The organism is Sphingopyxis sp. (genome assembly GCF_965279755.1).
Lineage (GTDB): Bacteria > Pseudomonadota > Alphaproteobacteria > Sphingomonadales > Sphingomonadaceae > Sphingopyxis.
The window spans coordinates 100,153-118,212 of record NZ_OZ257261.1 but is presented as its reverse complement, the minus strand read 5'-3'; the positions used below and the strand labels follow the sequence as shown (position 1 = coordinate 118,212).

Annotated in this window: 24 protein-coding genes and 2 pseudogenes; 4 read left to right on the top strand and 22 right to left on the bottom strand. The window is 64.4% G+C overall.

Features of this window, described 5'->3' with window-relative positions; translation table 11 throughout:
- Position 1 precedes the first annotated feature (1 nt).
- The 5 genes from ACQY80_RS00595 to ACQY80_RS00575 all read right to left on the bottom strand — a co-directional run bounded on the left by ACQY80_RS00595 (position 2) and on the right by ACQY80_RS00575 (position 2,622).
- On the bottom strand, positions 2–559 hold the full coding sequence (locus tag ACQY80_RS00595; protein ID WP_428682598.1) for a GNAT family N-acetyltransferase: 558 nt from the start codon (positions 557–559) through the stop codon (positions 2–4).
- Between the two features lie 33 nt (positions 560–592).
- The gene (locus ACQY80_RS00590) at positions 593–787 is read right to left on the bottom strand and encodes a hypothetical protein (protein ID WP_428682596.1); all 195 of its coding nucleotides are present in this window, start codon (positions 785–787) and stop codon (positions 593–595) included.
- 27 nt (positions 788–814) lie between these two features.
- Positions 815–967 carry a hypothetical protein gene (locus ACQY80_RS00585; protein ID WP_428682594.1) on the bottom strand — a complete coding sequence of 51 codons (153 nt, stop codon included), beginning with the start codon at positions 965–967 and terminating at the stop codon, positions 815–817.
- A 137-nt stretch (positions 968–1,104) separates the two neighbouring features.
- Positions 1,105–1,311 (bottom strand): cold-shock protein, encoded by a 207-nt coding sequence (locus ACQY80_RS00580; protein ID WP_428682592.1) that lies wholly within the window; start codon positions 1,309–1,311, stop codon positions 1,105–1,107.
- A gap of 312 nt (positions 1,312–1,623) precedes the next feature.
- Positions 1,624–2,622 carry a hypothetical protein gene (locus ACQY80_RS00575; protein WP_428682590.1) on the bottom strand — a complete coding sequence of 333 codons (999 nt, stop codon included), beginning with the start codon at positions 2,620–2,622 and terminating at the stop codon, positions 1,624–1,626.
- 1,393 nt (positions 2,623–4,015) lie between these two features.
- On the opposite strand from ACQY80_RS00575, the gene ACQY80_RS00570 reads away from it, so the two are divergent.
- Complete coding sequence (locus ACQY80_RS00570; RefSeq protein ID WP_428682588.1) at positions 4,016–4,366, top strand: endonuclease domain-containing protein; 351 nt, start codon at positions 4,016–4,018, stop codon at positions 4,364–4,366.
- A gap of 151 nt (positions 4,367–4,517) precedes the next feature.
- Here ACQY80_RS00570 and ACQY80_RS00565 read toward each other — a convergent pair.
- The 9 genes and pseudogenes from ACQY80_RS00565 to ACQY80_RS00525 all read right to left on the bottom strand — a co-directional run.
- Positions 4,518–4,763, bottom strand: a pseudogene (locus tag ACQY80_RS00565) (alpha-isopropylmalate synthase regulatory domain-containing protein); the annotation flags it as partial.
- A 12-nt stretch (positions 4,764–4,775) separates the two neighbouring features.
- Complete coding sequence (locus tag ACQY80_RS00560; protein ID WP_428682586.1) at positions 4,776–4,985, bottom strand: hypothetical protein; 210 nt, start codon at positions 4,983–4,985, stop codon at positions 4,776–4,778.
- A gap of 8 nt (positions 4,986–4,993) precedes the next feature.
- Positions 4,994–5,302 (bottom strand): hypothetical protein, encoded by a 309-nt coding sequence (locus ACQY80_RS00555; RefSeq protein WP_428682584.1) that lies wholly within the window; start codon positions 5,300–5,302, stop codon positions 4,994–4,996.
- Positions 5,303–5,429: 127 nt separating this feature from the next.
- Positions 5,430–7,088: a 2-isopropylmalate synthase gene (gene leuA / locus ACQY80_RS00550; protein WP_428685703.1), complete on the bottom strand. Its 1,659-nt coding sequence runs from the start codon at positions 7,086–7,088 to the stop codon at positions 5,430–5,432.
- 253 nt (positions 7,089–7,341) lie between these two features.
- A complete protein-coding gene (locus ACQY80_RS00545) occupies positions 7,342–7,719 on the bottom strand; it encodes a hypothetical protein (RefSeq protein WP_428682582.1) in 378 nt (125 codons plus the stop codon).
- An 80-nt stretch (positions 7,720–7,799) separates the two neighbouring features.
- Complete coding sequence (locus ACQY80_RS00540; protein ID WP_428682580.1) at positions 7,800–8,288, bottom strand: rhodanese-like domain-containing protein; 489 nt, start codon at positions 8,286–8,288, stop codon at positions 7,800–7,802.
- A gap of 87 nt (positions 8,289–8,375) precedes the next feature.
- Entirely contained in the window at positions 8,376–8,585 is a 210-nt protein-coding gene (locus tag ACQY80_RS00535) for a hypothetical protein (protein ID WP_428682578.1), read from the bottom strand.
- A 10-nt stretch (positions 8,586–8,595) separates the two neighbouring features.
- Positions 8,596–9,234: a YceI family protein gene (locus ACQY80_RS00530; RefSeq protein ID WP_428682576.1), complete on the bottom strand. Its 639-nt coding sequence runs from the start codon at positions 9,232–9,234 to the stop codon at positions 8,596–8,598.
- 108 nt (positions 9,235–9,342) lie between these two features.
- Entirely contained in the window at positions 9,343–9,756 is a 414-nt protein-coding gene (locus ACQY80_RS00525) for a hypothetical protein (protein ID WP_428682574.1), read from the bottom strand.
- Between the two features lie 164 nt (positions 9,757–9,920).
- Between ACQY80_RS00525 and ACQY80_RS00520 the strand changes: the two are divergent.
- From ACQY80_RS00520 to ACQY80_RS00510, 3 genes and pseudogenes are all read left to right on the top strand, one after another.
- A pseudogene (locus ACQY80_RS00520) lies at positions 9,921–9,999 on the top strand.
- A 118-nt stretch (positions 10,000–10,117) separates the two neighbouring features.
- Positions 10,118–10,630, top strand: coding sequence for a hypothetical protein (locus ACQY80_RS00515; protein ID WP_160292438.1), 513 nt, complete (start codon positions 10,118–10,120; stop codon positions 10,628–10,630).
- A gap of 259 nt (positions 10,631–10,889) precedes the next feature.
- Positions 10,890–11,294 (top strand): hypothetical protein, encoded by a 405-nt coding sequence (locus ACQY80_RS00510; RefSeq protein WP_428682572.1) that lies wholly within the window; start codon positions 10,890–10,892, stop codon positions 11,292–11,294.
- 189 nt (positions 11,295–11,483) lie between these two features.
- Here the strand turns inward: ACQY80_RS00510 and ACQY80_RS00505 are convergent, their stop codons facing one another.
- The 8 genes from ACQY80_RS00505 to ilvN form a co-directional block, all read right to left on the bottom strand.
- Positions 11,484–11,798, bottom strand: a complete 315-nt coding sequence (locus tag ACQY80_RS00505) for a hypothetical protein (protein WP_428682570.1) — start codon at positions 11,796–11,798, stop codon at positions 11,484–11,486.
- A gap of 397 nt (positions 11,799–12,195) precedes the next feature.
- Positions 12,196–12,597, bottom strand: a complete 402-nt coding sequence (locus ACQY80_RS00500) for a DUF805 domain-containing protein (RefSeq protein WP_428682568.1) — start codon at positions 12,595–12,597, stop codon at positions 12,196–12,198.
- Between the two features lie 128 nt (positions 12,598–12,725).
- Positions 12,726–13,979: an adenosylmethionine--8-amino-7-oxononanoate transaminase gene (locus ACQY80_RS00495; RefSeq protein ID WP_428682566.1), complete on the bottom strand. Its 1,254-nt coding sequence runs from the start codon at positions 13,977–13,979 to the stop codon at positions 12,726–12,728.
- Positions 13,976–14,584 carry a dethiobiotin synthase gene (gene bioD, locus ACQY80_RS00490; protein WP_428682564.1) on the bottom strand — a complete coding sequence of 203 codons (609 nt, stop codon included), beginning with the start codon at positions 14,582–14,584 and terminating at the stop codon, positions 13,976–13,978. The genes ACQY80_RS00495 and bioD overlap by 4 nt, the downstream gene beginning before the upstream one ends.
- On the bottom strand, positions 14,581–15,720 hold the full coding sequence (locus ACQY80_RS00485) for an 8-amino-7-oxononanoate synthase (RefSeq protein WP_428682562.1): 1,140 nt from the start codon (positions 15,718–15,720) through the stop codon (positions 14,581–14,583). The genes bioD and ACQY80_RS00485 overlap by 4 nt, the downstream gene beginning before the upstream one ends.
- Before the next feature lie 51 nt (positions 15,721–15,771).
- Positions 15,772–16,380, bottom strand: a complete 609-nt coding sequence (locus tag ACQY80_RS00480) for a DUF6151 family protein (protein WP_428682560.1) — start codon at positions 16,378–16,380, stop codon at positions 15,772–15,774.
- Between the two features lie 52 nt (positions 16,381–16,432).
- On the bottom strand, positions 16,433–17,452 hold the full coding sequence (ilvC, locus tag ACQY80_RS00475) for a ketol-acid reductoisomerase (protein ID WP_428682558.1): 1,020 nt from the start codon (positions 17,450–17,452) through the stop codon (positions 16,433–16,435).
- Between the two features lie 89 nt (positions 17,453–17,541).
- Positions 17,542–18,060 carry an acetolactate synthase small subunit gene (gene ilvN, locus ACQY80_RS00470; protein WP_428682556.1) on the bottom strand — a complete coding sequence of 173 codons (519 nt, stop codon included), beginning with the start codon at positions 18,058–18,060 and terminating at the stop codon, positions 17,542–17,544.

Genomic DNA, 18,060 nt, shown 5'->3' with positions numbered 1-18,060 from the left:
CTCAATCCAGCGCCTTGCCCATCCGGATCAGCGGGACGGCCACGCCGTTCGGACCGGGCGCCTCGATACGCTCGATCGCGGTGTAGCCGCAGGCCCGGTAGAGCGGTTCGCCCGACAGCGTCGCCATCATTTCGGCGCGGCGGAAACCCGCGGCGCGCGCCGCATCCTCGCAGAGCGTCATGATGAGGCGGCCGACGCCGCGGCGGGCAAATGCGGGGTGGGTGTACATGGCGCGGATGCGCGCCGCATCGACGGCGGGGTCGAGCGTCGCGGGATCGCGCAGATCCTTGCTGTGGTCGCCGCCATAGAGGGTGGCGCGGTACGACCAGCCGCCGCAGCCGGCGATGGCGTCGCCGTCCTCGATGACGAAATAGGTGCCGTCGGCGACGAGCTGGGTATCGAGGCCCATGACGGCGTTGCTGGCGGCGATCTGTTCGTCCGAGAGGAAGCCCTTTTGCAGCTCGGCGATGGCGAGCGCCATGACGGTGCGGAGCGCCGCGAGGTCGTCAGCGACGGCGATGCGGTGGGTGAAGGGGCGGCCGGCAGAGGATGTCGTCATGGCGTGGGCCATGGCGCCTGCACCGCGCCGGCGTCAACCGCGCGCGGCGGCCGCGAGCCGGTCTTTCTCGGCGCGCAATTGTTCGGTGTGGAGCAGCTTGTCGGCCATCGCCTGCCACGCCGCAGCGGCGCGCAGATTGCGGTCGCGGACCTGGGTCAGCGCCGATGCCTCGGCCTCTGTAGAGCATTTTTCAGCCTGCGTGAGGTAGAATTCGATAGTGGCCGACATGGCTGCTTCCTTAGGGTTTACGGTCGATCAGTCGACCATATCGGCGATGAGACGCCGGAGCTCGCGGCGCGAAAGCGTCGGGCGGCGGCGGCGGGACGGGATGACCGTCTGGGCCTTGCCGGCCAGCGACAGCGCGGGCAGAGCGGGGAAAATCGAATTGGTATTACTAAACATAGTCATCATCTTTATCTTTGATTTTAAACGAAATTGCTTGGTTACAGGTGGACGGAGCGCCCCGAAGGACGCGCGGCGGAACGGCCGGGGCGGACCGGATGCGCGAAACGTGACACCCGGCCCGCCACGCGGACGAATTCAGATCAGACCGACTGGAGGTTGATCGCCGAAACCTTGCCGTTGCGGCCGGTTTCGAGGTCGTAGGAAACGCGCTGTTCCTTGTGGAGCGTGTCCATGCCGGCAGCCTGAACTGCGGTGATGTGGACGAAGCTGTCACCCGAGCCGTCTTCATTCTCGATGAAGCCATAACCCTTGTCGGTGTTGAAGAATTTTACAGTGCCGATGGCCATTTGATGTTTCCTTTCACGAAGAAACGGGAATCCGCCGGCAAAAGCACCGGAGGAGCTTGGTAGCATGTGAAGGGAATTTCAGGCCGTAGCACGTGAGAATTTTCCGTCGCCTGCGACGATAGCTTTCCGGATATGGGCGCATTCCATTGAAAAGTCAAGGTTGAGCCCATTTTGTCCTCCCTATGCCGCAGGCATGGGGAGGGCGACCGCGCCCGCCGGGCGTGGTGGTGGGGCGGCAACGGCGCCGCCATTGCCCCTCCGTCAGCGCTTCGCGCTGCCACCTCCTCATCGCTTCGCGACAGGGAGGGGATTTCAGCCGCTCGCGCTTTTCCGCGCCTTTGTCTCGTCCGCCGGGGCCGGGTCGTTGGCGGGCAGGGGCAGGTTGAAGAAGGCGCGGCGGGCGGCTTCGCCGGCCTGTCGCAGCGGGGCGTAGATTTGGGCGCACGCGGCCTCCCACGCGACCTCCTCCTCGGCATCGAGCGAGCGTTCATAATCCTCATGGCCGAACTGGCCCTCCTCGATCCCCACGAAATCGTCGGGCGGGGGAAAGTTGGTACGCAGTTCGCCGCTTTCGTCGTCGTGCCAGACGGTCATCGCGGCGGCCTCTTCCTCGGGGGTGGGATCGGCTTGTTCCTCTTCCCCGTCATCGGCGGAAAACTGCGCAACTTCATTCGCGATCGCGGTACCGCGCCAAAGGGTGGCGAGCGGGTTCGCGCGGTTGTCGCGACCGGCGAGCCAGAGCGCGAGCGCGGCCCCGAGACCGTCGGCGCGGCCATCGGCGCGCGCGTCGGCGTGCGTCTCGGCATCCGATGCGTCGGCCCCGGCGCCGTCGGACTTGGCTGCCTCGGCGGCATCGAAGAGCGACAGGAAGCCCGGCCAGTCGCCGGCGATGATCTGCGCGAGCATTTCCTCGCCGGCTTTCGCGCGGGTTTCGACCATGCGGTCGAGGCGCGCGAGCATCGCGAGGCCGAGGCGCGATTCGATGCGGCGGCGTTTAGTGAGGCTGCGGTCCTCCTCGCGCATGACGGTGGTCATCTCGTCATGCCCCCATATCGCGCGGTCGAGCAGCTCGTCGGCGAGCCGCCCGCGCGCGATCAGCACCGCCGCCGCCCAGCCGAGCCGGAACGCCGCGCCCTGCGGCTTGTGCTTGAGATCGTAGGTCGCGCGCGGCGACATGCCGACCGACGCGCTGGCGATCTTCACCGACCCGGTGGTCGCCAAGCTCTCCAGAAACGCGCGCTGGAGTTTGGGTGTCCAGTGATAGCTGCCGGGGGCGGGGATGTCGGCGGGATTGGGGGCGGCGTCGTCCATCGATTCGTCCTTTCGGTTAGATGAAACTGAGAGAATGAACCATATGGGTGAATTGTAGGAAAGGGAGATTATTTAGTCTTTCTGCCAGATAATGTCGCGACCGATGGCAGTTTCGTTTACGGTTTCCGCTTCTACTAAGAGTGTGATCGTGCAGCGATTGAATCAAATGCAGAGGGCTTCTAGGCCATGAATGTGAAATCCTTGTTTTTGCTAGTTGCTTGCGCTTCATCAGGCTTCCTAGCGGCTTGCTCCACGATATCAGAGAAGAACAACGAGAGCCTAAGCCCTCGATTTGAGGACTCTTTTTCCGGGCGATTGGAACGGTATGGATCAATTTTCAACTTGATCTCCCGAGATAAAAAGTGCGTTGGCATTCTTCACACAGCTGACCAGGCTTCCGAACTTAGAGCCAATGTTGGTAAGCAAGTCGTGATCGTGGGCAATGCGGTAGAGAACGGCTGCGGCAAGGAATTAATTTGCCAAGAAAATCACTGCGGCCCCGAAATGATTAAGTTCGTTCGCGTGGCTCGCTAATCCTACCCGCAATCTATCGACGGAATGCTGGCCACGAGGAAGCGCGACCGTTCAACCCCAGTCGCTAACTGATTTCAATTCCGTCGATCATCTTCTGCACCGCAGCGATCGGGGTATGATCCTCCAGCATAATCATCTCTCCGCAGCCTTGGCACTCTACGGTGCGACCGAGGCGCAGGGTGCGGGATTCAACAGATACTACGCGGACGTCGAGTATAATCGGATGCAAGAGGGCAGAGTCAAAACCTTGCTCGATGATCGCTTGCGTATAGTGCGGATCACCTGCGATCTAATTCTCCATAGCTGAGGAAAAGTCATCGAAAGAGACAATCTTATTGCTCTCGAAATGAAGCGGATAGAGCATCCCGAGACAGAGAAAACGAAGGATCGCGATCGTCTTAGAGCACTGACGAAGCAGTCGTACGATGGTGTGTGGTCAGCGGATGGAAAAACGCTTCCGGAGCATGTTTGTGGGTACTCCTTGGGGTATTTCGCGGAGCTAAATGCAGCGGGCCGATCATTCAGGGTCGAGGAATATCTGCTGGGCAATCTGAATGAGGTCGTCGAGCGCGGATTTTAGCAATCAGCGGTCAGCGCTGAAGCCCCTCCACCACCGCTTCGCGGCGGTCCCCCTCCCCATGCCTGCGGCACGGGGAGGATTTTGTTTGGGGATCGGTCCGGGGTGGAGGGGGGTTGGGGTTTTGATTTCCTCCCTGTCGCGTAGCGATGGGGAGGGGGACCGCCCGTAGGGTGGTGGAGGGGCTGGGGCGTTGCGCTTTTGGCCCCTCCGTCAGCCGCTTTGCGGCTGCCACCTCCCCATGGCCTTTGGCCACAGGGAGGAGTTGGTTGGGAGGTTTGGGTGCGGCAGACTTTTAAGGCGACGGTTCGGAAGGCGCGGGGGTTGCGGCGGGAGATGTCGCCGCCGGAGGTGTTGCTTTGGCAGCGGCTGCGTTTGCGGCCGGGTGCGGTGAAGTTTCGGCGGCAGCATCCGGTGGGGGTGTATGTGGCGGATTTTTATGCGGCTGAGGGGCGGGTGATCGTTGAGGTTGATGGGGTGGCGCATGATTTTCGGATCGAGCGCGATGCTGTGCGGGATGATTGGTTGCGCGGGCAGGGGTTTGTTGTGGTGCGGGTGGCGGCGGTTGATGTGTTGAAGGATGTCGATGGAGTTGTGGATGGGTTGGTTCGGCTGATTTTGGCGTCGCGCTAATCGCCCCTCCACCACGCCCTTCGGGCGCGGTCTCCCTCCCCATTGCTTCGCAACAGGGAGGATTTTGGGCTCGCTTCGCATCGCTTTTCTTTCCCCCCTGTGCCCGTAGGGCATGGGGAGGGGGACTGCGTAGCGGTGGAGGGGCTGACTTCTATGCGCCATTAGCCGCCGACAAAATCGCCCGCACACTCGCGGTCGCGACGTCGGTGTCGAGCCCGCAGCCGAACAGGCTCCTGCCGTCCGCCGTGCGGCATTCCAAGTAAGCCGCGGCCTTCACATTGCTGCCTTGGCCGATCGCGTGTTCGCTGTAATCGACGATGTCCATCACCGGGCCGCCGCTTTCGCTGAGCGCGGCGATGACGCTCGACATCAGGGCGTTGCCGCGGCCGCTGACGCTGTGCGGGGCGGCCTATTTGTCCGGCGGACGATAGAAGCGATAGCGGGTGACCGCGCCTTCGATCAGGTGGCCGGCGAGACGCAGGCGGATTTCGTCGGCGCCCGCGCCGGTGGTGCAGACGAGGTGCGTGCCGCCCGACGGCAGCGGTTCGATCGCGCTGACGCTGATCCCTGCGGCGGTGCAGAGCGTGGTCACTTCGCTTTCGGACAAAGCGAGGTTCATCGCGCGGCTCATCCGGCGGCCGGGCCCGGCGACCAGGCGTGGATCGCGGCGGCGACGCGCGCATAGCCTTCGGCACTGGCGGTCGCGAGCGCGAGCGGGCGGCCGCCGAGGGCGGAATTTTCGGCGTTGAGGAAGGCCATTGCGGGGTCGCGGCCGCCCATCGTCAGATAGGCAAGGCTGCTGATGTTACCCTGGCGCCGCGCTTCATCGTGGGGAAGCGGGGTGCATTTGGGGCGAAACACGCGGCTGGAGTGCGACTTTGCCGAAGCAGGAGCGGGGGCGGGCGTGGCGGAATCGGGGTCGGGTTTACTGCTCATCGGCGCGGCTCCTCTTGCGTAAGCGGGAGCGCCAAGCGTCTCTCAGTCGCGGTGGCCTACGAAAAAACGTCTGCCGCGATAATGACATATGGGGTCGCGGGGGGCGGATTGTAAGGCCGCCCCCGAATTACGCCCCATTCGCGGCGCTGAGGATCGCCCGCACGCTCGCCGTCGCGACGTCGGTGTCGAGGCCGCAACCGAACAGGCTCCTGCCGTCCGCGGTGCGGCATTCGACATAGGCCGCGGCCTGCACATTGCTGCCTTGGCCGATCGCGTGCTCGCTGTAATCGACGATGTCCATCACGGGGCCGCCGCTTTCGCGGAGCGCGGCGATGACGCTACTCATCAGGCCGTTGCCGCGGCCGCTGACGCTGCGCGGGGTGCCGTCGATGGTGAGCTTGCCGGCGAAGATGCGGTCGGCGCCCGAGTGCGTCTCCGACCAGTCGACGAGCTGGAAGCGTTTGGCTTCGGTGGCCAGATACTGGCGCTCGAAGGCGTGCCAGATGTCCTCGGCGCCGAGTTCGCGGCTCGTTTCGTCCGCCAGTGCCTGCACGACATGGCTGAAGCTCGCCTGCATCTTCTTGGGCAGTTTCAGGCCCTTGTCCTGTTCGAGCACCCATGCGACGCCGCCCTTGCCCGACTGGCTGTTGACGCGGATCACCGCTTCGTAGCTGCGGCCGAGGTCGGCGGGGTCGATGGGCAGATAGGGGACTTCCCAACGCTCGTCATTCTGGCGCTCGCGCGCGGCGAAGCCTTTCTTGATCGCGTCCTGATGGCTGCCCGAAAAGGCGGTGTAGACGAGCTCGCCGCCATAGGGGTGGCGCGGGTGGACGGGCAGGTTGTTGCAATATTCGACCGTCTGGATGACCTCGTCGATGTTCGAGAAGTCGAGCTGCGGGTCGACGCCCTGTGTGTACAGGTTGAGCGCGACGGTGACGAGGCAGGTGTTGCCGGTGCGCTCGCCATTGCCGAACAGGCAGCCCTCGACGCGGTCGGCGCCGGCGAGCAGGCCGAGCTCGGCCGCGGCGACGCCGGTGCCGCGGTCGTTGTGGGTGTGCAAGCTGATGATCGCGCGGTCGCGGTTCGGGAGGTTCTTGCAGAAATATTCGATCTGGTCGGCGTAGATGTTCGCCGTCGCCGCCTCGACCGTCGCGGGGAGGTTGAGGATGATCGGCTTGTCGGTGGTGGGCTGGAGAATGTCCATCACCGCCTCGCAGCAGGCGAGGCTGAAATCGAGCTCGGCGGTCGAGAAGGTTTCGGGGCTGTATTCGAAGCGCCAGTCGGTGCCGGGCAGGCGCGCGGCATTGTCGCGGAGCTGTTTCGCGCCCTCGATCGCGATCGCCTTGATCTCGTCCATCTCCATGCCGAAGACGATCTTGCGCCAGGCGGGGCTGACCGCGTTATAGACGTGGACGATCGCGGTTTTCGCGCCTTCGAGGCTGTCGAAGCTGGTGCGGATGAGGTCGGCGCGCGACTGGGTGAGCACCTGCGGGGTGACATCGTCGGGGATGCGGCCGTTCTTTACGAGGCCCGAGATGAAGTCGAATTCGGTCGCGCCGGCGCTGGGGAAGCCGACCTCGATCTCCTTAAACCCGCATTTGACGAGCAGGTCGAAGAAGCGCGCCTTTTTCTCGGCATCCATTGGGTCGATCAGCGACTGGTTGCCGTCGCGCATGTCGGTGGAGAGCCAGATCGGCGCCTGTGTGGTGACGCGGCCGGGCCATTCGCGGTTGCCCAAGGGAACCTGCGGAAAGGCGGAATATTTCGCGGACGGATCGCGGAGCATGGTCATGTGGAGACTACTTCTTCTGGTGGTTGCGAGTGCTTGTCGATCGGACCCTTGAGCGGGTGGCCGCGACTAGCGCGCAGCCAGTGTCACGCCCAAGGGCGTGTAAGTCGCAGAAGAAGAAGGGCGTTGCCGCGCATGGGCAGGCTATTGGTTCAAAATGTCGCGTTTGGCAAGAGCCGTGTGCGAAAATGTCGCCGGGCCGCGAAGGGGGATCGCGGCCCGGCGCAGGGCAGGGGAGGCGAATAGGGGGTCAGGCGGCTTCCTCGGCGACGTCGTCGTCGTCCTCATGCGTATCATCTTCATCCCAGGGCTCGAAGACCTCGTCCTCGATCATATTGTCGATCGCGTGGATGCGGACGCCGATGCACCAGTCCTCGAGCGGGCCTTCCCAACCGGCCTCGACCGGGGTGAGGGCGTCGGCGGCGGCATCTGAAGGCCGGTCGCCGACAAGGTCGAAGTCCTGAAAGCCGTCGTCGGGCGGGGTGATATAGACATGGGGTTCGAGCCGGACGTGGCTCCAGCCGAGGGTGGGGGCAAGGCCCTCGACTTCGACGATCAGGACGGGGTTTTCTTCATCGCCGTCGATCGCGGCGTTCACTTCGACGATTTCGCGTACCAGTTCGCTCATGGCCGTGCGCTCCTCTGGCGGGGCGGGGGTGGCCCCGCGCCCTGCGTACAGGAGTCGTGTGACAGATTGGCGGAGCCGGGCTAGCCGGTGACCCAGCCGACCTTCGGATCGTTGAAGTCGACGACGTCGGCAAGCTCCCAGACATTGGGATAGCCATAGCCGACGAGGTTGATGAAGGTCTGGATATTGAGCGCGAGCGGCGCCGATTTGAGCGGCACGGGCGCGCGGTGGTTCGAGAAATTATTGTTGCAATAGATGAGGATCGGCCGGCCGGGATCGGCGCCGATCACCGCGGCAAGGCTGTCCGCGGTGAAGTCGGTGAGCGGCAGGTTGACCGCGCCCGCGATATGGCCGCGCGCGAAGGCGTCCTTCGAACGGGCGTCGAGGAGGAGGACGTCGGGCTTGGCCGCCTCGGCCTTGAAGGCGTCGAACTTGAGCAGGCGGTCGGCGCGGGCGGTGCCGACGCTGGCGGTGAGCGTCTGGAACGCTGGATAGTCGATCTGGGGATTGGCTTGCCCGAAGGCGGGGGTGGCGACGAGCGCCGCGGCAACCAGCAAGGCTTTGCGCATGAGATACTCCCTTGAATGGAGAACTTATGCGCGCGCCTTGCTGGCCCTGCGATGAATGCGGCGATCCCGGTCCGGGATGCCGCACATTCAGTCAGCGCTGCCGTCCTGGCGCGTTTCCGCCAGTTGCCGGGCGCGCGACCGCAATTCTATCGCGCGCGGCGATTTGCGATAGGCGAGTTCGCCGATAACGCTGCGCAATTCGACGCTGTCGCCCGTACCGGACCCGACGATCGCTTCCAACTGGTCGATCGTCAGGTGGCCGAGCGGCCGTCCGGTGCGTCCGCCGCCACGTTGCATGGCGCCGGGCTTACTGCTTCTCGAACGCCGCGTGGATCTTGAGCTCGACCTCGTCGCTGACGAAGGGGATGCCCATCGAGACACCGAAGTCGCTGCGCTTGATCGTCGCCTCGGCCTCGAAGCCCACGGTTTCCTTCTTGTTCATGCCGGTGCCCGCGCCGTGGAAGTCGACGTCAAGCGTCACGGGCTTCGTCACGCCGTTGAGCGTGAGATTGCCGATGACCTTCGCCTCGTCGCCGTCCTTGTCGAGGACGACGCTGGTCGAGACGAATTTGGCGTCGGCGGGCGCGGGGCCGAAGAAGTCGGGTTTGCCGCCGTCCTTGCCCTCGCGCAGCAGGTGCGCGGTCAGGCCGGCGCTGGCGGTGGTGACCTTGGCGACCGGGATCGTCACATCGACCTTCGACGCGGCGGGATTCTTCGGATCGAGGACGAGCGTGCCGGTGACGTCGCCGAAGATGCCGGTGTAGTTGCTGAAGCCGAGATGATCGACCTGCCACACCACCATCGTGTGGTTGGAATCGGCCGCATAGGTGCCGCCGGTGACGCGCGTCTTGTCGGGCGCACCGGGAGCGCCCGGCGATTGGGCGATGACGGCGGGAACCGCGACGATCGCGAGCGCGACGGCGGCGAGAGGGGCGAAACGGCGCATGGGGGGAACCTCCTGTTGTGGAAGCGCGGAGGTTAAGCGCGCGGCGGGCCCCGCGTCAATTTGCGAAGCGGAAACGCTTCGTTTCGGCGCGGGGGCCTTGCGCCGCGCTCAGCGGTTCATCGAGCGCCGCTCGGCAAACCAGTCGCGCAGCATCGCCGCGGTGCAGCCGGTATAGCCATAGCTGCCGACCGGCGAGCAACTGTTCGGACGGCTCGCGGCGGCGGGGCCGTTGGTATAGCTGTCGACCGCCGAGGCCCACGAACCGCCGCCGACTGCGGTATCCTCGTCCTTGTGGCGCAAATCCTTCGGCACGCGATAGCGTTCGGATTCGGGTTGCTGCGCACAGACGACGATCTCGCCATCCTGCGGCTCGGGGCAGGGCTCGTTGCCATAGGTGTAGAGGACCGACACGCGCTCGGGGGGCGACCCGGTCTGCGCAAGGCTGTCATCCTGCGCGTGGACGGGCGCGGCGAGCAGCATCGCGGCGACGAGGGGGAGAAGGAGAGGGGCGGATTTCATCATGACGCATTCCCAGATACCATCCCCGGACACCGACATAGACCGCGAAGATGAACCCCAGCCGAACTGCTGCAGCAAGAGGATGAATTTGCATATGGTTTCGGGTCGGGACGGTCGCAAGGGCGGGTAAGGTCGCGGAGCGGGCACGCGGCTGTTATGTACAGTTCGCCAGCGTGACGGAATTGGTAGACGTATCGCCACAGAGATCCAGGCAACGGGTGCGGGTTCGAGCCCCTGCCGCTGGCAATGTCGGCTTTGGGGTGGAAAGCGGACGGCGCTTCTCTACAACGAGGCTATGTTCAAGAGAGCTAAACCAACTGGCAAAGGCGCCGTCCCTGACCACCTTCGAGATCGATTCCGGTATTTGGACGGGCTCGCACCTGCCAGCGCTTTGGGGCCGTGGCGTAAATTGACAGCGGTCGCCGTAGGGGGCCTTCAGCACATCGGGTTTGCGTCGAAATCTGATCTGCTTTTGGTTGTCTCGGTCAGCGGACGTGGCGTTGTTGACTGTGCAACCGGCGGCAAAGTCGCAAGAGATGATGAAGAGTATCACCCCGATTTCGGTTCTTTAGAGGCCGAAGGCATAGGCCCGTTGGAGGGGCAGCAGATTCGAGTAGCCGGAACCTCTGGCGGTGGCTTATCCCACGCCACCGAGGACGGATGGCTTATCGAACTGCATCCGCTTTCATGGCCGGAGGAGGAGTTTTTCTTGTGCCCCCCAGGACAGACGATGCTGTGGAATCCCCCTGCGGCCGAACCCGAGTTGTTCAAACTACGGCCGTTACCTTCCTCGTTGGTAGCTTACGGCTTTTCTCCGACCGGTAAATCGTTTGTCATTGCGACATCTTCGGATTTGGAGATCTACAGTCGCGCTTGACGTCCGCAATCGGTCGTTTGCTGCCGTTAGTGCCGATACGGGCCGAATGACCGGAATCGACCGATTGCAGACACGTGGGCAACGAAGTAGCCTGCCTGCTATGATCGGCAAAAGACCTCCTTTGGCGCTTGTCGTGCTGTCAGCGGCTTTGCTTGCGGCCTGTGTCAGCATACCGCGACCGCCTACTGCGCCGTCGGAAGCTAGCGCCCAACTCGTTACCCTAGAAAATGAGCCAGGTCCGTTCTGCGGCCGCTGTGACATGGTGAAAATCACCGCTGTGTCGGACGGACGCGTATGGATCGAGCACGGATACCGGACAGGCAAATACCGAGGTTGGAGGTTAGAGCGGCAACTTGAGTACGTGACCCCAGACAAGTTTGCGCGCTTTGTTCAAGCTCTGCGCCCCTATCGTCCGAAAGGTGAACTCTCTCTGCAAGACCGGCCTGCCTGCCAAGCCCTATGGAACGACATGGACGGCGTTCGGGTGGCATGGATAGATGCAAACGGAACAGATAAGCTCATTTTCAACTTCGGCTGCGATACTGATAGCAATAGAAAGATGGCTGACGCATTGAGAGCAGCACCAGACCTACTTGGCCTTGCTTCATTGAAAATGCCTTGGGGGCAGTGGGTCGCAACGTCACAAAGTGAGTTGCGAAAATAGCGTCCGCTTCTCTCCCCTAATTCGGACATTCGGCGACGCCTAACCCCATGCACGAATTTTCGGGGGTTCGTTTCACTATAAATGGCAGAAAACATGGGATTTTATGGTAGCGGAGGAGCGACTTGGCCATAAGTGGGGGTTGCGCCGGATCGCGATCTAACGTCCGAAATGGGGTGGGGGAGCGGACGATTAAAGCTTTGGTTGATGACGGAATGAGGCTGGGTCCATGTTCCCGCCACAAGACCACAAATCCAATATCTTCCTGTCGACGACATAAGTTGCAAAAGCGCCGAAATGCTCACTGTCGTCGAGTATGCCTTCGCGTTCCACACTGATAGCAAAGCGACCTGCTGGTAGGCCTCTGTGTCCAGCTTCAGTGATGTGAACATCAATACGATTGGGATCGATTTTCCATCCGCGTTTGGCGAACTGGTAGGTTTGCCGCATCTGCTCCAACCCCTTCAGGCAAGGATCTTCAGCGAGTTTGCGCTCGATTTCATACACAACTTTGCCATCAGGCTGTGAGGTGGGGCACCCCGAAGCGAACAAGATGCTAGGTAGTAGGGCGTAACCCGCTTTCGCCATACCGACAGAGTAAGGCGCAAGATCGATGACTGCAATCGGTCGTTTCCTGCCATCGCGTCCAGATCGGCGGCCGACGACGCAAATGGGGGGAAGCGGATGTTGAAATTCCTCCCTGTGGCGCAGCCATGGGGATGGGGACCGCTCGCGCAGCGAGTGGTGGAGGGGCCGCGCCGCGCCATTGCCCCTCCGTCAGCCCTTCGGGCTGCCACCTCCCCATGCCTGCGGCACAGGGAGGAGTAAATGGACCGGCATCGGTCGCTAGCCGTCGTCACAGACCGTCCTGCGACGCTGCGATCGCCCGGATCCGTTCGAGCGGTCAGGCGAAGATATCGGACCCGTGGGCCTTGGGGTCCGGGCCGTATTGATTGGGACCGGGCGTGCCGTCGATGCACATGAAAATCAACAAGACCAAGCCGCCGATATAGGGAATGAAGCTGATGAGATAGAGCCAGCCCGACTTGTCCTGATCGTGCAGGCGGCGGACCGTCACGGCGATCGACGGGATGATCGATCCGAGAACGAAGAGGCCGGCGAGAAGCAGGAAAAACCCTTCCGCGCCGGTCAGTTCCTCGCCCGGATTGCTGCCCAAGGCCATCGCAAAGACGAACAGAGCGCCGATCACGAGAACGTAAAAAAGAGCGAACATCCAATATTCCATCCGCTGCGATCGCCCCGAAAAGTCGGCGTAGCGTTTGAACGGCATCAACATCCATTCCATAAATTTCCCCCTGATTGCGTTGCCCCATGACGGACGAGCGCCCCTTCGCCCCGTCACGCGTGGCGATGAGATATCAGTTCAGCGTGCCGCGACAAGAGGCTGAATTGCTGAGGGTATGTTCCGTTTCGCTACCGCGCGATCGCGTCCAGCGACGCTGCGATGGTGCGCCAGACGTGCGCGAGGTCGTCGGGGGTGATGCCATAGGGTGGCATGACATAGACGCTGTTGCCGAGCGGGCGGAGGAGGACGGCGTTTTCGCGGTGGAAGGCGATCAGGCGCGGGGCGAGGTTCGAGAGGTAGCCCGAATCCGGCGCCGCGATATCGAACGCGGCGATGGTGCCGAGGCGGCGGGGGCTGGCGACGCGCGGGTCGTGCGACAGCATCGACAGATGCGCCGCCTGCGCGTCGGCGAGCGTGTCGATGCGTTGCTGCACCGGCTCGTCGCGCCAGATGGCGAGGTTCGCGTTCGCGGCGGCGCAGGCGATCGGGTTCGCGGTGTAGCTGCTCGAATGATAGAAGGTCTTCGCGCGGTCGGTCGACCAATGCGCCGCGAAAATCGGCTCGATGCAGAGCGTCACCGCGAGCGGCAGGCTGCCGCCGGTCAGCCCCTTTGACAGGCAGACGATATCGGGGATCACCCCCGCTTGATCGCACGCGAAGCGCGTACCGGTGCGGCCCCAGCCGGTCATCACTTCGTCGGCGATGAAAAGGACGCCGTGCCGCGCGCAGATCGCCCGCATTTCTGCGAGCACCCACGCGGGGTAGATGAGCATCCCGCCCGCGCCGAGGATGAGCGGTTCGACGATGAAAGCCGCGGGCTTCTGCGAACAGGCAGCTTCGAGCGCGTCGAGCGTGGCCTGCTCCATGCCTTCATGCGGGAAGGGGATGGTGTCGACGTCGAAAAGCAGAGGCTGCCAGGCGCGGTTGTAGACGCCGCGCTCGCCGACCGACATCGTACCGATCGTGTCGCCATGATAGCTATGCTCGAGGACGAGGATGCGGCTGCGCGGCTCACCGATGTTGAACCAGTAGCCGAGCGCCATTTTCAGCGCGACCTCGACGCTGGTCGAGCCCGAGTCCGAGAAGAAGACGCGCGTGAGCGGGTCGGGGGTGATGCGGATCAGCTCGGCGGCAAGCGTCTCGGCCGGTTCGTGCGTCCAGCCGGCGAAGATCAGCTGGTCGAGCTTTTCGGACTGGTCGCGGATCGCGGCCATGATGCGCGGATGGGCGTGGCCGTGGGTGGTGACCCACCAGCTCGATATCGCGTCGATCCAGTGGTTGCCGTCGGCATCGTAAAGGCGCGCGCCGTCGCCGCGCGTGATCAGCGGGACGGGGTCGCCGAGGCCATGCTGGGTGAAGGGGTGCCAGACGGGGGAGGTCATGCGAAGTCTGCGGGATCGAAATTGTCGGCGAAGGCCTGCGCGAGATTTTCCCGCGTCAGCGGGTCGACGACCGGCAGGCGGCCGAGGCGGCGGACGCCGCCGAGGGCAGCGACGATCGCTTCGCTGTCCTCGACCGCGTCGCCGAGGAAGGCGATGCCGTGGATCGGGACGTTCCGGCTTTTCAGCGCCTCGATCGTCATCAGGCTGTGGTTGATCGTGCCGAGGCCGGTGCGCGCGCAGACGATCACCGGGATCTGCCAGCGCGCGAAAAGGTCGGCGTAGAGCAGGGTACGGGTGACGGGGACGAGCGCGCCGCCGGCGCCCTCGACGATCAGCGGGCCTTCGGGCGGCGTCAGCGCCTGCACGTCGATGGTGACGCCGTCGATCTCGGCCGCGAGGTGGGGCGAGGCGGGGGTGACGAGGCGGTAGCCTTCGGGAAGGACGGGCACGCCCGCGAGGCGCGCGACGGCTTCTGTGTCGGTTTCTTCCTCCAGCCCCGACTGGATCGGTTTCCAATAGGGCAGCGTCAGCGCGCCCGCGAGCGCGGCGGAGAAGACGGTCTTGCCGATGCCGGTGTCGGTGCCGGTGATGACGAAGCGGGTCATGCGGCGGCCATAGCGGCCGAAAGCCTCTCCGTCATCGCGTCAATCTCGCGCTCGCCGACATTGAGGGTGATTGCGATGCGGAGGCGCGCGGTGCCGTGCGGAACCGTCGGCGGGCGGATGCCGCGCACGTCGAAGCCGTCCGCCTGCAGCGCGGCGGCGATGCGCATCGTGCGAGCGTTGTCGCCGATGACGACGGGCAGGATCTGACTGCCGCCGGGCGCAATGCCGAGCGGGGCGAGGCGGGTTTCGGCGTGGCGGACGAGCGCGTGGAGGCGCGCGGCGCGTTCGGGCTCGTTCGCGACGATTTCGAGCGCCTGCCGAACGAGCCACGCCATCAGCGGCGAGGGGGCGGTTGAGAAGATGAAGGGGCGGCCGCGATTGACGATGAAGTCGCGGACGATCGCGGGGCCGCAGAGCAGCGCGCCTTCACAGCCGAGCGCCTTGCCGCAGGTGTGGAGGGTGACGAGATTCTCGCGGGGCGCGAGTTCGTGCGCGAGGCCCTGACCCGCGGGCCCATAGACGCCCGTCGCATGCGCCTCGTCGACGACCAGCACGGCGTCATGGCGGTCGGCGACGGCGGCGAGGTCGGCGAGGGGGGCGCGGTCGCCGTCCATGCTGTAGAGGCTCTCGACCGCGATCCACGGTGTGCCGCTGCCGCCGCCGGCGCGCCAGCGCCGGATGATATCGTCGAACGCCTGCGCGTCATTGTGGCGCGCGTCGACATGGCCGGCGCGGCCGAGCTTCATCCCGTCGTGCGCGCTCGCGTGGATCAGTTCGTCATGGACGATCAGGTCGCCGCGCTGGGGCAAGGTTGCGAATAACGCGGCGTTGGCGGCGAAGCCGGTCGGAAAGAAGAGCGCGGCCTCGCTGCCGTAATGGCGTGCGGCGTGCGCCTCGAGCGCCTCATGCTCTTCGTGATTGCCGCGCAGCAGGCGCGAGCCGCCCGACCCTGCGGGGAGGCCGCGTTCGAGCCCGATCGCAAGCGCCTCGCCGAGTGCATAGGAGCCCGCGAGCGCGAGATAGTCGTTCGACGCGAAATCGGCGCCGGTGCGGGGGCTCAGCGTGCGGCGCCGGTCGTCGGCGGCGAGCGCGGCGAGATCCTTGCGATGCGCGGCGAAGGGCGAGGGGGACTGCATGGAGTGCTCCCTACGTCAAAAATGGCTGCGGGCAAGCCCGCGCGGAACCGGTCAGGCGGAGCGCAGCGCCTGCCGTTCCTCTGCCGTCATCCGGTACGGGACCGCGATGGGCTCGAAGGTTTCGGGGTCGAACAATTCGCAGCGCCGGCGATCGCCCGAGAGCATGTCGCGGATCATGCGCGGGAAGAAGCGCCGCATCAGCCGTCCCATGCTCATTTTCGGCAGCGCGGCGGTGTCGCCGCTGCCGTCCGCGGTGAAGAGATGGCCGAGCGGCGGTCCCGTCAGCCGGTCGCGCTTCGCGGGATCGCAGGCCGCGAGCTGCGTCGTGATGTAGGGGATGCGGCCGTTCGCATAGGTGTTGAACAGCGGCATGCCGCAGCAGGCCGCATACCAGCGCAGGGTCGGCTTGTCGGTCATATGGACGCAGGCGAGCCGGTCCCGCCCTGAAAGGATTGTCATGGCCGCGCAGCGCGACTGATAGAGCGCGCTGCCGCCGTGCGCGTCGAGCACCCGCGCGGACTGGCCGAGATGGCGGGTGAGATCCTGGCAGTCGGTGCAATGGCATATGACATGATCGCCCTGATCGGGGCCGACGCGGAGCAGCGTTCCCGAAACGGAGCCGCATTCGCAGGCGAATTCAAGGTCGGACGATGAAGCCATCGCCCGACCTTAATATCTTGTCCGCGATTGCGGAAGCCGGTGGTTCAGACGATCAGTTGACCGCCTTGTCGACCAGCTTGTTCTTCGCGATCCACGGCATCATCGCGCGCAGTTCGGCGCCGGTCTGTTCGATCGGATGAGCGGCGGCGGCCTTGCGGCTGGCCTTCAGCTCGGGCTGGCCGGCCTGGTTGTCGAGCACGAAATCCTTCACGAAGCGGCCCGAGGTGATGTCGGCGAGAACGCGCTTCATCTCGGCCTTGGTTTCCTCGGTGATGATGCGCGGACCGGTCTTGATGTCGCCATATTCGGCGGTGTTCGAGATCGAGTAGCGCATGTTCGCGATGCCGCCTTCATAGAGGAGGTCGACGATCAGCTTGGTTTCGTGGAGGCACTCGAAATAGGCCATTTCGGGCGCGTAGCCCGCCTCGACCAGCGTTTCGAACCCGGCCTGGATCAGGTGGGTGATGCCGCCGCAGAGCACGGCCTGTTCGCCGAAGAGGTCGGTTTCGCACTCTTCCTTGAAGGTCGTCTCGATGATGCCGCTGCGGCCGCCGCCGACCGCCGAGGCATAGCTCAGCGCCAGCGCCTTGGCGTTGCCGGTCGTGTCCTGATCGATCGCGATCAGGCAGGGGACGCCGCCGCCCTTCTGATATTCGCTGCGCACCGTGTGGCCGGGGCCCTTCGGCGCGATCATGAAGACGTCGATGTCGGCGCGCGGTTCGATGAGGCCGAAGTGGACGTTGAGGCCGTGCGCGAAGGCGAGCGCGGCGCCGGGCTTGAGGTTCGCGGCGAGGTCATCGGCATAGATTTTCGCCTGATGTTCGTCGGGGGCGGCGATCATGATGACGTCGGCCCATTCGGCGGCTTCCTTGTTCGAGAGAACCTTGAAGCCCGCGCCTTCGGCCTTCTTCGCGGTCGCCGAACCGGGGCGCAGCGCGATCGCGACTTCGCGCACGCCGCTGTCGCGCAGGTTCTGCGCATGGGCGTGGCCCTGGCTGCCATAGCCGAGGACGGCGACCTTCTTGCCCTTGATCAGTTCCTGGTCGGCGTCGCGATCGTAATAAACCTGCATTGGATGAACCCCTTCTAGTCCTGTGGCCCCGCGAGGGGGTGATATGATGTGGGAGAGTGGACCCCGGCGTCGCCGGGACGTGAAAAACGCTAGAGTGCCTCCGGCCCGCGGGCGATGGCGACGACGCCGGTGCGGCCGACCTCGACCAGCCCGCATTCGCGCATCAGCGCGATGAAGCGGTCGACCTTGTCGCTGTTCCCGGTGATCTCGAAGATGAAGCTGGTGAGCGTCGTGTCGACGACCTTGGCGCGGAAGACGTCGGCAAGGCGGAGCGCCTCGATCCGTTTGTCGCCGGTGCCCGCGACCTTCACGAGCGCGATCTCGCGTTCGACGTGCGCTTCGCCGGCGTCGTTGAGGTCGACGACCTTGTGCACGGGAACGAGGCGTTCGAGCTGCGCGATGATCTGGTCGATCACCGGCGGCGGGCCGTTGGTGACGATCGTGATACGGCTGAGCGCATGGTCCGAACTGATGTCGGCCACGGTCAGGCTTTCGATGTTGTAGCCGCGCGCGGTGAACAGGCCGGTGATCTTGGCGAGCACGCCGGCCTCGTTATCGACGGTGATGGCGAGCACGTGGCGCTCGCCGGCTTCGGTCTTGATTTTCAT

Bases quoted from the DNA above. Each gene is read 5' to 3' on its own strand.
- ACQY80_RS00530 (WP_428682576.1), bottom strand. From the start codon at position 9,234: ATGCGCCGTTTCGCCCCTCTCGCCGCCGTCGCGCTCGCGATCGTCGCG.
- ACQY80_RS00575 (WP_428682590.1), bottom strand. From the start codon at position 2,622: ATGGACGACGCCGCCCCCAATCCCGCCGACATCCCCGCCCCCGGCAGC.
- bioD (WP_428682564.1), bottom strand. From the start codon at position 14,584: ATGACCCGCTTCGTCATCACCGGCACCGACACCGGCATCGGCAAGACC.
- leuA (WP_428685703.1), bottom strand. From the start codon at position 7,088: ATGCTCCGCGATCCGTCCGCGAAATATTCCGCCTTTCCGCAGGTTCCC.
- ACQY80_RS00595 (WP_428682598.1), bottom strand. From the start codon at position 559: ATGACGACATCCTCTGCCGGCCGCCCCTTCACCCACCGCATCGCCGTC.
- ACQY80_RS00580 (WP_428682592.1), bottom strand. From the start codon at position 1,311: ATGGCCATCGGCACTGTAAAATTCTTCAACACCGACAAGGGTTATGGC.
- ACQY80_RS00545 (WP_428682582.1), bottom strand. From the start codon at position 7,719: ATGAGCGAACTGGTACGCGAAATCGTCGAAGTGAACGCCGCGATCGAC.
- ACQY80_RS00485 (WP_428682562.1), bottom strand. From the start codon at position 15,720: ATGCAGTCCCCCTCGCCCTTCGCCGCGCATCGCAAGGATCTCGCCGCG.
- ACQY80_RS00540 (WP_428682580.1), bottom strand. From the start codon at position 8,288: ATGCGCAAAGCCTTGCTGGTTGCCGCGGCGCTCGTCGCCACCCCCGCC.
- ACQY80_RS00510 (WP_428682572.1), top strand. From the start codon at position 10,890: ATGGTGAAAATCACCGCTGTGTCGGACGGACGCGTATGGATCGAGCAC.
- ACQY80_RS00500 (WP_428682568.1), bottom strand. From the start codon at position 12,597: ATGGAATGGATGTTGATGCCGTTCAAACGCTACGCCGACTTTTCGGGG.
- ACQY80_RS00480 (WP_428682560.1), bottom strand. From the start codon at position 16,380: ATGGCTTCATCGTCCGACCTTGAATTCGCCTGCGAATGCGGCTCCGTT.
- ACQY80_RS00535 (WP_428682578.1), bottom strand. From the start codon at position 8,585: ATGCAACGTGGCGGCGGACGCACCGGACGGCCGCTCGGCCACCTGACG.
- ACQY80_RS00585 (WP_428682594.1), bottom strand. From the start codon at position 967: ATGACTATGTTTAGTAATACCAATTCGATTTTCCCCGCTCTGCCCGCG.
- ACQY80_RS00560 (WP_428682586.1), bottom strand. From the start codon at position 4,985: ATGAACCTCGCTTTGTCCGAAAGCGAAGTGACCACGCTCTGCACCGCC.
- ilvC (WP_428682558.1), bottom strand. From the start codon at position 17,452: ATGCAGGTTTATTACGATCGCGACGCCGACCAGGAACTGATCAAGGGC.
- ACQY80_RS00555 (WP_428682584.1), bottom strand. From the start codon at position 5,302: ATGAGCAGTAAACCCGACCCCGATTCCGCCACGCCCGCCCCCGCTCCT.
- ACQY80_RS00525 (WP_428682574.1), bottom strand. From the start codon at position 9,756: ATGATGAAATCCGCCCCTCTCCTTCTCCCCCTCGTCGCCGCGATGCTG.
- ACQY80_RS00590 (WP_428682596.1), bottom strand. From the start codon at position 787: ATGTCGGCCACTATCGAATTCTACCTCACGCAGGCTGAAAAATGCTCT.
- ACQY80_RS00495 (WP_428682566.1), bottom strand. From the start codon at position 13,979: ATGACCTCCCCCGTCTGGCACCCCTTCACCCAGCATGGCCTCGGCGAC.
- ilvN (WP_428682556.1), bottom strand. From the start codon at position 18,060: ATGAAAATCAAGACCGAAGCCGGCGAGCGCCACGTGCTCGCCATCACC.